Raw genomic sequence first — 10,162 nt, forward strand, 5'->3', positions numbered from 1 at the left:
TCGCTCCTGATCGGGGAGCCGCCGATCACGGTGCCGCACTTGGCGAAAGTGAGCCCTTGGAGCGAGCTTGAAAAGCATACTTAGGTTTGCACCTTTCCGCCCGGGCGTGAGATTCCGAGCGCCTCCACCATTCTGACGAGATCGGCCAACGACTTGGCGCCCATTTTCCGCATGATCTGCCCACGATAGATCTTGACGGTAATCTCGGCCAATCCAAGCTCGGCCGCGACCTGCTTGTTCATCAGGCCGGATGCCACCAGAGTGAGGATGTCGCGCTGGCGCGCGCTCAAACCCTCGAAGCGGGACCGCACTCCCGCGACCGACTCCTCGGCATTGCGTCGCTTGCGATCCCGTTCGATCGCGGCCCGAACCGCATCCAGCATGTCCTGGTCGCGCACCGGCTTGGTCAGAAAATCGATGGCGCCGCTCTTCATGGCCCTGACGGTCATCGGAATATCACCATGACCGGTGATGAAGATAATGGGCGTGTGAATGTTCGCCTTCGCGAGGTCCGACTGCAGGTCAAAGCCGCTTGAGCCCGGCAGGCGGATGTCGAGCACAAGGCAGCTGGGGACCGCCGGTGGCTTGGCTTCCATGATCTCCGCCGCGGAGCCGAAAGCCTGGACCTTGAGGCCGACGGATTGAAAGAGGTTGGTGAGCGCACGGCGCATCGATGGATCGTCGTCGACGATCAAGACGATCGGATCGTCGGAGCTCGTCTGCACCGTCGCCGCCTTGGGAATGTCGGTCACGACGTGTCCTCGATCGGCAAGGGCAGGGCAATCTGGAATGTTGCTCCGCTTCCGTCATTGGGGAAGGCCGAGAGCCGGCCCGCATGAGCCTCGATGATCGATCGGCAGATCGACAGTCCCATCCCCAGGCCGCTCGGCTTTGTCGTGAAGAAAGGTGTGAAGATGCGCTCCGTCGCGCCGTCGCCGAGGCCGACCCCGCTGTCTGTCACGATCAGGAGCATGCGGCCTTCGCCGTGCTCGCTCACCTGGCTGGAGCGGATCGCAAGCTCGCGCGGGCGTTCCACATTGGCGTGCATGGCTTCAATCCCGTTCATGACCAGGTTGATCAGCACCTGCTGCAGTTGGATCCGGTCGCCGCAGACTCTGGGCAGAGCGGACGCCAGCTCCATTCGCACCGACACGGCATGGGTGGCAAGCTCGCGGCGGACGAGCGCCACCGTCTCCCTGACGAGCTGGTTCATGTCGACCGGAGCCATCTCGATCTCGGTCTTCTTCGCAAGCGCTCTGATCCGGCGGATCACCTCGCTGGCGCGATTGGCGTCCTCGACGATCCATTCCACGGAACGGCGCGCGGCATTCAGGTCGGCCGGTTCGCGGTCGAGCCATCCGATGCAGGCATCCGCATTGGAGATCACGGCGGCCAAAGGCTGATTGATCTCATGGGCGATCGAGGCCGTGAGTTCGCCGAGCATCGTGACACGCGTGACGTGAGCAAGCTCGGCTTGCGCCTTGCGCAGTGCTTCTTCGGCCTGCTCGGCGCGGATCGCCGCCGTCACGTCGCTGCTGACGCCACGATAGCCGAGAAAGTTGCCGTTCGCGTCGTGCAAGGGCTTGCCGCTGGTGCGCACGTAGATCGGAGATCCGTTGCGATCCTTGCTTCGGTAGACCAGGTCGCGAAACGGAAGGTGGGCATCGAGTGTCGCGCGATGCCGCTCCCACTTCTCGGGCTCGAGCTCGGCATCGGGCGGAATGTCCCAACGAGCGAGGCCGATCACGCCCGTGGGCACGGGACCGGCCGTGTCGGCATGTTCCGAAATCCGTGTGATACGGTGGTCCGGCCCGCTCTCCCAAAACCAGTCCGAGGCGGTTTCGGCATAGTCGCGAAATCGCTGCTCGGACAGCTTGAGCTCGTCAAAGGCGTTTTGCAGCGCTTGTCTTGCGGCAAACTGCTCGGTGACATCGACGTGGGTGCCGATGATCTCCGTCACATCGCCGTCCCCGCCGACGACGGGATGCCCCTCCGTATGGACGTGTCGTACCGAACCGTCCGGACGCACAATCCGAAAATCAACTTCGAAAGGCTGCTTTTGCCGGATTGCCTGACGTTCCACATCGACGATCCGCTTAAAGTCTTCGGCGAGGATCCGTTGTTGGAAGGCCTGCGCCGACAGATCAATCTGGTCCGGGTTAAATCCGAACAGGCGATAGAGTTCGGCCGATCGGTAAGCGAATTCCTGACGGCGCACGTCCCAGGCCCAGCTGCTCGTATGGCTGAGGCGCTGGGCTTCGGTTAGATAGGCTTCGCTGCGACGCAGTCGCTGTTCGGTTTCCTTTGCCGTAGTGACGTCAGTGACCGCTCCGACAAACTCGATGTGGCCGGATCCATGTCTCACCGCGCGTGCCACGGAATGGAGATATTTGATGGATCCATCGGGCATCAGCAGACGATATTCATGGTCGAAATCGCCGACGTCACGGAAGGCTCGATCAAGGGTCTTGCTGACCGCATTGCGATCTTCCGGATGGATGCGCTGGAAAACAAAATCGAGCGTCGGTTTGACCTGCGGGTCACGTTGGAAGATGCGAAAGGTCTCCCTGGACCAGACGGCCTCGCGGGTTGCCAGGCTCAGACCAAAGCTGCCGGTGCGGCTCAACTCCTGCGCTTGGGCAAGGTAGGCTTCGCTCTGGCGCAGCGCATCCTCCGCCTCCTTGCGCTGGGTGATGTTTTCGCAGGCGACCAGCACGATCGGCGTGCCGTCGCCGCGCCGCATGGCCTTGGCGTTCTCACGGACCCAGAGAACCGAGCCGTCCTTCCGGATCTTGCGAATCTCCCAGGTGTGCGACTGGTCCACGGTTTCCAGGCACAGCCCGACACAGCGACGAACGAAATCGCGGTCCTCTTCGAAGAAGACGTTGAGCACGGATTGACCGGTCAGTTCGGCCACGGTGTAGCCCAGTTGCGTGGCGCCAAAAGGATTCACGTTGAGCACCGTTCCGGCCGGATCGACCATGAAATACATGACCGGATTGTGCTCGAACACTTGTCGCCATTGCTTCACGGCGTCGCGCAGGTCGGCATTGTCCTGCCGCCGGCCCTCTCCAGCCGCAGGTCCGTCTTTCGCTGCATTGCCGAGAGATCGAAGCGCCGCAAGGCCGCCGAGCAGGAATTGCGCGGCCGAATTCCCTAATTTTGCGATCTGGCCAGGCATCATCGCAGGCGTCCCGGCCCGCTTGGGGGCAGGGCGAGTAGAGCACTTTGCGACAGGAGGGGCAATTCCCTCCGACCAAAGCAGGATTCCGAGTCGAGAATTCGCGGGCTCCGTGCAGCTTGCCGCCGTTGCGCCGTCTCGTTGCGGGTAGACGAAACTCCGGAAAATTACCGGACAAACCTATGTATAGGTCGCGCAACCCTAGTCATACGCTGCATTTACCTCCGTACAATTGAGCGGCCCGTCGCATGCGGACTAGTCTCACCGGCAATCCAGTGAAGTCGATCGCGAAGCACGAACCGTCGAGTAGCGCGGCGTCGTGCGCTCAAGAGGCGAGCTTCGCCTCCGCCAGCGTCCGACTTGCCGATGATCTGGCTGGTCACGATTGAGAAGCCGCATTTCGTTGACGAACGTGATGATTGTGCATCAGCGCCCGTGGGGATCCTCGACCGTCAGAGGCGCCCATCAGAGGCCAGGAGGAGAGATCATGTGCGATAAGCCCGAACACTCCGAGCGCCCTTCCGCGGCAAAAAGCTGCGCCGTCTGCAGCGGGAAGTTCGGCCTGATCCGGTATTATTCCTGGCGAGCGCCGCTTTGCTCCCGGAAATGTCTCGATCGCTTCAGGGCGCGCCGCGAACGCGATCGCCGATGGCTGTTTCGGTCTCAGGCGGCGTAAGCACCAGTCACCGGATCCGTCGACACGGTCTACTGCTTTGCGCTCGGAGGTGCCACATGAGGTTCATATTGGTGAACGGCAGGACCCCTTTCCGCAAAACGTTCTGCCTGTGGTGCTGCGAGGAGATCAGCGGCGGCTATCTGCGCGATGCGAAGACGCTGCTGCCCTACTGCAGCTACGAGTGTTACGCGCTTCATGGCGAAGCTGCGCCGCTGATCGAGGGACGCACACGAGCGGCGTCTTGAGCGGATAGGAGAGCGAAACGGGCGGTGGATTTGCCGTCCGGGTGAGAGGGCATCGCTATGAGATTCATGCTCGTCAATCAGGAAGGGCCTCGCCACGGCGGTACCTGCAGCGCGTGCGCGCAACCGTTGGGCGCGAGTTACGTCCGCCATGTGCCCGCTGAGCGGCGGTACTGCGACTATGATTGCTACCGTCGATATCAGCAGACGACGGTGGAAATGCTCTGGCCTTACCGCAGTTCGCTCGAAGCGATCACGGTGTCGAGCTGGAACTGGATACTGCAGACGGGTGCGCTCTCGCGCTCGCTGACGGAAGCATTTCTGCGCGCGTACGAACCCTCTGACCACGGAAGGAGGTGACGGCTCGCCGAACGATGCGGACCCGCGCAGAGAGGTCGGTCGCAGTCACCGCATCCAGCTTCACGCCGCGTCCAGCCCCGGCGTCGCGAAGCTAGGGCGCGGCGGCTGCGGCCGATGCCGTCGGCATCGCGCCCACGTTCGGCGTCGTAACGCGCTGCTCGGACTTCGCCGCGACGACGCTGCTGGCCTCAAACCTCGCACGATAGACCAGCACGTTCTCGATCACGCGCTGGACGTAGTTGCGCGTCTCCGACAGCGGGATGCGCTCGACCCAGTCGACCGGATCGACCTTGGGATCCCTGGGGTCGCCGCGCGCCTGCACCCATTCGCGCACGCGGCCCCGGCCGGCATTGTAGCCGGCGAAGGTCATGATCTGGTTGCCGCGATATTCCGACATCAGCGCGCTGAGCTCGGCCGCGCCCATCTGCGTGTTGTAGACGGGATCGGAGACCATCTTGTCCCAGTCGTAGGTCAGGCCGAAGCGCTTTGCGGTGTCGCGGCCCGCTTCCGGCGTCACCTGCATCAGCCCGACTGCGTTGGCGGCCGATTTGTCGCGCTGGTCGAACGAGCTTTCGGTGCGCGCCACCGAATAGATCACGCTGGGGTCGATCGCGGGCGCGACCTGCTTATGTTCAGGGATGCCGATGGTCGGGAAGGCGTAGTGATCGAGCGCGAGCCCGCGCGCCAGCGCCGATTTGCCGACCTCCAGCATCACGCGCGCATCGTTGCGCCGGCCGGCGAGCTCGCCGAGGGCTTCGAGCGCCGCCACGTCGGTGCTCTCCTTGGCGAAATCCTCGGCGTAGTAAAACACCATGTCGCGCTCACCGACGCCGTAGAGCATGTCGGCGGCGCGCACGCGCTCGTCCGCGGGCGGCGTGTCGACTGCTGCCAGCACGGGCGAGGGCCCGCGCAGTTCGATGCGGTCGAGGCCGAGCCTGGCGCGGGCGAGCTGGCCGTAATAGGCGGTCGGATAGCGCGCCGCGGCCTGATAGCTCAGGCGCGCATCGGCGGTTGCGTTCATCGCCTCCGCCGCGCGACCGCGCCAATAATGCGCGCGCGACAGCGCGATCGGGTTGGCCGAGCCTTCGTCGATCGCGGCGAAGTGCGTCATCGCCGCCTTGGGATCGTCGAGATAGCGCAGCGCGATCCAGCCGCACACGAAGTGATAGTCGACGCGATAGACTTCCATCGCGGGCACAGCCGCCGAGCGCACCACGTCGTAGGCGGTTTTGAACTTGCCCTGGTCGAGCAGCTTTCGCGCGAGCAGGCGGCGCTCGCGCCACCAGGCGTCGGTGTCTTGCGCCGCCATCGTATCGGGCGCGGCGGCCAGGATCACCTCGGCCGCGTCGTCGATGCGGTCATTCTGGAGATGCCATTGCGCGCGGCAGAGCACATAGCCGAGGTCGCGGCGCGCCTCGGCCGAGACGTCCTCGAGGTAATCCTTGGCCTTGCTGGCCTTGCCGGTGACGGCGGCGCAGGCCTTGACGATCGCGAGCGCATCCTCGCCGAGCCGCTTGGCTGCGCGCCGCGCACCTGCGTAGTCCTTGGCGCCGAGGCGCTTGTCCAAGCGGGCACGATGATCCTCGGTGGTCAGGAGATCGCGAAACGCTTTGTAGGAATCTTCCTCGCTGCGTTCGGACAATTCGTCCGTGCGCCAGGCATCGCGCACCAGACGCTCGGCCCTGTCGCTGTCGCCCTCGGTCATCAGCACGCGGGCGAGTGCGAACTTGCCCTTGGCGCTGGTCGGCCGGTCCATCGTGAATTTGTGCACGGTCGCCGCGTCGGCCTTCTCCTGCCACAGCCGCGCCTCGGCGCGGCGGCGGAGCAGCGCGCTGCTCGGCCAGTCCGGATTGGCGGCGAGGAAGGCGGCGTAGCGCTTGAAATTGGCCGTGCTTTCGGAATGGCGCAGCATGAACCAGTCGGCGAGTTTTTGTCCGGCCGGGTCAGCAATGCGGTCGCGCGCCGCGCTCGCGTCCTCGGTCTTGCCCTTCCGCGCGAGATCGATGGCATCCTTCAGCGCGGCGAGATCGCCAGTCAGCGGCGGGGCTGCCGGCTTGTCCGAGGACGCGTCGTCCTGTTTCTTCGAGCGCTTGGCCTCGCCATGTTTGCCGTGCCGCGCCTTGCTGGCGGAGGCGTGGCGCTGCTTGCCGGCTTTCGCCTCATGCGTCTTCTTCGGCGCGGACGATTTGTGACTGCTCTTCGCTGCCAGCTCGGTAGGGATGAAGGCCAAAGCGGCCACGGCAACGACACACGCGAGCGAGCGTAGGCACTGGTTCATTCCGTGGTCCCCCTGCGAAACCAGTACAAACCAAAGTCCGCGACGAGATGCGGCTCGAGAATCAAAACGGCGTCAAGAATGGTGACACGACGTCGTTTCGCATCTTGAAGCTGTTCCAACAATGCGGCGAAATACGGATGGAGCGAGGGAACTTGTGCAACGGAGGGTCGAGCGGGTTTTCTTTAACCTTCATTAACGAACAGGGCTCGCGCGACGGTTGCGGCGGTTCAGGACGCCTCAAGCGGCCAAATTGCGTGTATTCCCGGCGGCAAATCCGTTGTATTGGGTTCCAAGGCCTTTCCCCTTCAGCCCATTGTCCCGCGCCCATGCCGATTTTCAACCAGTCGATCCGGCGCAAGATCGTCGGGATTGCGCTCGGCCTCATCATTCTGATGGTCGTCACCGCGATCCTGTCGATGGTGATGTCGAGCCGCGTCGGCGTCCTGCTTGACGAGCTGACCAACCGCTACATCCCGGCCTATAGCCATCTGGCGCGCGCCAACATCCGTTCGCTGGAGCGGGCGCTGGCGCTGCGGCGCATGGTCATGACCAAGATGCAGTCGCCGTCGGACGAGGAGGCCTATGCGGCGCGCGTTCGCGAGTTCGAGGAGACGGACCGCAGGATCGAGGAGGAGGCCGAGGGCGCGCGCAAGCTCATCAACGCGATCATCGACGATCCCAGGACGCCTTCCGACAACGCTGCGCTGGCGCGGATCGAGATCCGGATCGAAACCGCCGTCGCCGACCTGCGCCGCGACCTGAATGAGGATCATGCAAGACTGCTCAAGCAGGTCGACGCCAGGCAGATGGTGGAGGCCCGCGGCACGCTGGAGCACATCGACGTGCTGCGCGATCAGTTCAACCAAAAGATCGATGCGATCCGCGGCGACATGCTGGCGCAAGTTTTCTTCAGCACATCGCAGGTGATCCGCCACCAGCATCAGGCGATCATCGTGTCGGGCATCGTGACCTTGCTCGCGGCGATCGTCGGATTCGCCTTTGCGCTCCTCGTCTCCACCGGGATCACCCGTCCGGTCCGGTTGCTGCTCGCCGGCACCCGCGAAGTCGAGGCGGGACGGTTCGACAAGACCATCAGCGTCTCGACCCAGGACGAGATCGGCGAGCTCGCCGCCGCCTTCAACCGCATGGTCGAGCAGTTGCGCCAGAACGAACGCATTCGCGAGACCTTCGGCCGCTATATCGATCCCAAGGTGGTGCAGGGCCTGATCGACCGGCCCGAGGTCGCCATCGACGGCCAGCGCCGGGTCATGACCATCATGTTCTCGGACATGAGCGGCTTCACCTCGATGAGCGAGGGCATGACCCCGCGTGGCCTCGTCAAGGTGATGAACCATTATTTCACGGTGATGTCCGCTCCGATCCGGAGCAATCGCGGCATCATCGACAAATATATCGGCGACGCCATCATGGCCTATTGGGGCCCGCCTTTCACCGAGGAGGACGAGCAGGCACTGCTTGCCGGCAGTGCCGCCATCGACATGGCCGACCAGGTGCCGGCGCTGCAGAAGCAATTGCCTGACCTGCTCGGGATCCGCGCCATGCCCGCGCCGTGTGACCTGCGGATCGGCATCGCGACCGGCGAGGTCCTGACCGGCAGCATCGGCTCCGAGCTGATGATGAGCTTCACCGTGATGGGCGATGCGGTGAACCTCGCCTCGCGGCTGGAGGCCGTCAACAAGACCTATGGCACCCGCATCCTGATCTCGCAGGCGACGGCGGACGCGATCGGCTCGCGACTTGAATTGCGCGAAGTCGATCGTCTTGCGGTCGCCGGCCAGAGCGTGCCGCAAACGGTCTTCGAGGTGATGGGCCGGGCAGGCGCGCTCACTGCCGCGCATGAGAGCCTGCGTTCGCACTACGTCGACGGCCTCGGCGCCTATCGCGCCCGCCGCTTCGACGAGGCCCGTGCCGCCTTCAACGCGGCACTTGAAGCCGTCCCCGGCGACGGCCCCTCGCGCGCACTGCTTGCCCGCATTGCGCAATTCGAGGCCAATCCGCCGGGCGAGGGTTGGGACGGCGCATGGCGGTTGGAGCAGAAATAGCCGGCCGCGCGGAAAAATTGATTCTACTCGATAACGATGTTCGCTGTGACCTATTTCCCGGGCTTAGGTTTGATGTCCTTGAGGCGTTTGACGGGGACACGCCGATGACAGAACTTGAGAACAGGCTCGAACGGTTCGAGACGCTCACCGCCGAATGCGAGCTGATCGCCAGGCTTGCCACCGACAGCACCAAGCGCGAGTTTTATCTGAAGCTATCGGAGCAGTACCGCCAATTGGCCGTGGACATGCGGCAGGCCATCGCGAGCAAGGCTGCGGCCTGACGCCGGCAATCCGTTCTTAACACTTGGCGCGCATCCTCAATGCAGAAGCGGGGACGCCTGCGGCGATTTCCGCTGTGGAAATGCCGAGGCACGTTGCGGTGCAGCGCGCCTCGCGAGATTGTTTTGTCGTGCCTCACAGGGCGATCCCATGCGCCTCCTCGCGGTCATCATGTTTGGACTCATGACGGCAGCCTGCAACCAGGAGCAGGACATCACCGGCTCGACCCCAGTCTGCGCGATGCGGAACTACAGCTCCTTCAATCCCCGCGACATGACCCAATGCGTTGCCGCCTGCAAGGCGTGCGACCACGGCAACACGGTCACCTGCACCACGTCGTGCACGCTCAAGGGCGCCCATTGAGCCGCTCCGCCTCCTGGTTCGGGGCCGACGGTGTCTTGACGGTTCCTTGACGGTGTCCTTGGCGGTGTCTCGGCACCGGAACGATTCACATGGATTAATCATTGAAGGGATGGCAGGACGCGGAGTCCTTTGGAATGGGTATGCTCGATCCCGGTCGGTTCCTGGTGTCATGCTCGCATTGCGCGGCCTGGCCGATGGCGGCCAATGTGAAACGCTCGAGCTGGTCGGCTTCCCCGAACGAAGTCCGCTTCGTGTGCCCGCGTTGCCGCCGCGAGGAGACTGCGGTCGTCTCCGCCTCCGGCGAGTTGACGCCGATCCGGCGCGTCGACGTCCCGCCGCGCGACGTCACCGCGGCCTGGGCTCAGGCCCAGCGCGCAAGAGGACGAGCGTAGCCCGCCCGTTTTAGTAACAAGACGGCGAGGCGCTGAGATCAAGTCACGGCGATGACCGACCCAGCCCCGCAAGGCGACCGCCGTCCGTCTCGACATACCCGGACGGCCAGTCGCCCTGACGTGACTTTCACGATGCTGTCGCGGTTGCCCGTCGGGCAAAACACCCGACCATTTCTTGACATGCTCGTGTCAAGACGGTGTGTCTAAAATATTCCACTTTACCGAAATTCGGAAACGGCGTATGTGTCGGTCATCCCGGCTCATCCTTGAGGGGCGATCTCGTTGTCGTCTTGATTGCGAGCCGGGCTTGCGGTGGACGCGGCAGCGT

8 protein-coding genes are annotated in these 10,162 nt (G+C 63.8%); 5 read left to right on the forward strand and 3 right to left on the reverse strand.

From position 1 onward, the window contains the following. Positions 1-80 precede the first annotated feature (80 nt). A complete protein-coding gene (locus tag AC0L3A_RS12615) occupies positions 81-752 on the reverse strand; it encodes a response regulator transcription factor (RefSeq protein WP_007590631.1) in 672 nt (223 codons plus the stop codon). After that, entirely contained in the window at positions 749-3,184 is a 2,436-nt protein-coding gene (locus AC0L3A_RS12620; RefSeq protein WP_473254454.1) for a PAS domain S-box protein, read from the reverse strand. The genes AC0L3A_RS12615 and AC0L3A_RS12620 overlap by 4 nt, the downstream gene beginning before the upstream one ends. Positions 3,185-3,913: 729 nt before the next feature. On the opposite strand from AC0L3A_RS12620, the gene AC0L3A_RS12625 reads away from it, so the two are divergent. Next, entirely contained in the window at positions 3,914-4,102 is a 189-nt protein-coding gene (locus AC0L3A_RS12625; RefSeq protein WP_473254455.1) for a hypothetical protein, read from the forward strand. A 448-nt stretch (positions 4,103-4,550) separates the two neighbouring features. Here the strand turns inward: AC0L3A_RS12625 and AC0L3A_RS12630 are convergent, their stop codons facing one another. Then, on the reverse strand, positions 4,551-6,737 hold the full coding sequence (locus AC0L3A_RS12630; RefSeq protein ID WP_473254456.1) for a lytic transglycosylase domain-containing protein: 2,187 nt from the start codon (positions 6,735-6,737) through the stop codon (positions 4,551-4,553). 326 nt (positions 6,738-7,063) lie between these two features. Here AC0L3A_RS12630 and AC0L3A_RS12635 point away from each other — a divergent pair, with 326 nt between their 5' ends. The 4 genes from AC0L3A_RS12635 to AC0L3A_RS12650 all read left to right on the forward strand — a co-directional run bounded on the left by AC0L3A_RS12635 (position 7,064) and on the right by AC0L3A_RS12650 (position 9,834). Continuing rightward, on the forward strand, positions 7,064-8,800 hold the full coding sequence (locus AC0L3A_RS12635; protein WP_473254457.1) for an adenylate/guanylate cyclase domain-containing protein: 1,737 nt from the start codon (positions 7,064-7,066) through the stop codon (positions 8,798-8,800). A gap of 104 nt (positions 8,801-8,904) precedes the next feature. Then, positions 8,905-9,081, forward strand: a complete 177-nt coding sequence (locus AC0L3A_RS12640; RefSeq protein WP_007590638.1) for a hypothetical protein — start codon at positions 8,905-8,907, stop codon at positions 9,079-9,081. 148 nt (positions 9,082-9,229) lie between these two features. After that, positions 9,230-9,442 (forward strand): hypothetical protein, encoded by a 213-nt coding sequence (locus AC0L3A_RS12645; RefSeq protein ID WP_007590639.1) that lies wholly within the window; start codon positions 9,230-9,232, stop codon positions 9,440-9,442. Positions 9,443-9,576: 134 nt separating this feature from the next. Then, entirely contained in the window at positions 9,577-9,834 is a 258-nt protein-coding gene (locus AC0L3A_RS12650) for a hypothetical protein (RefSeq protein ID WP_473254458.1), read from the forward strand. Positions 9,835-10,162: the final 328 nt, after the last annotated feature.

Source organism: Bradyrhizobium sp. MI1.3, assembly GCF_055811695.1.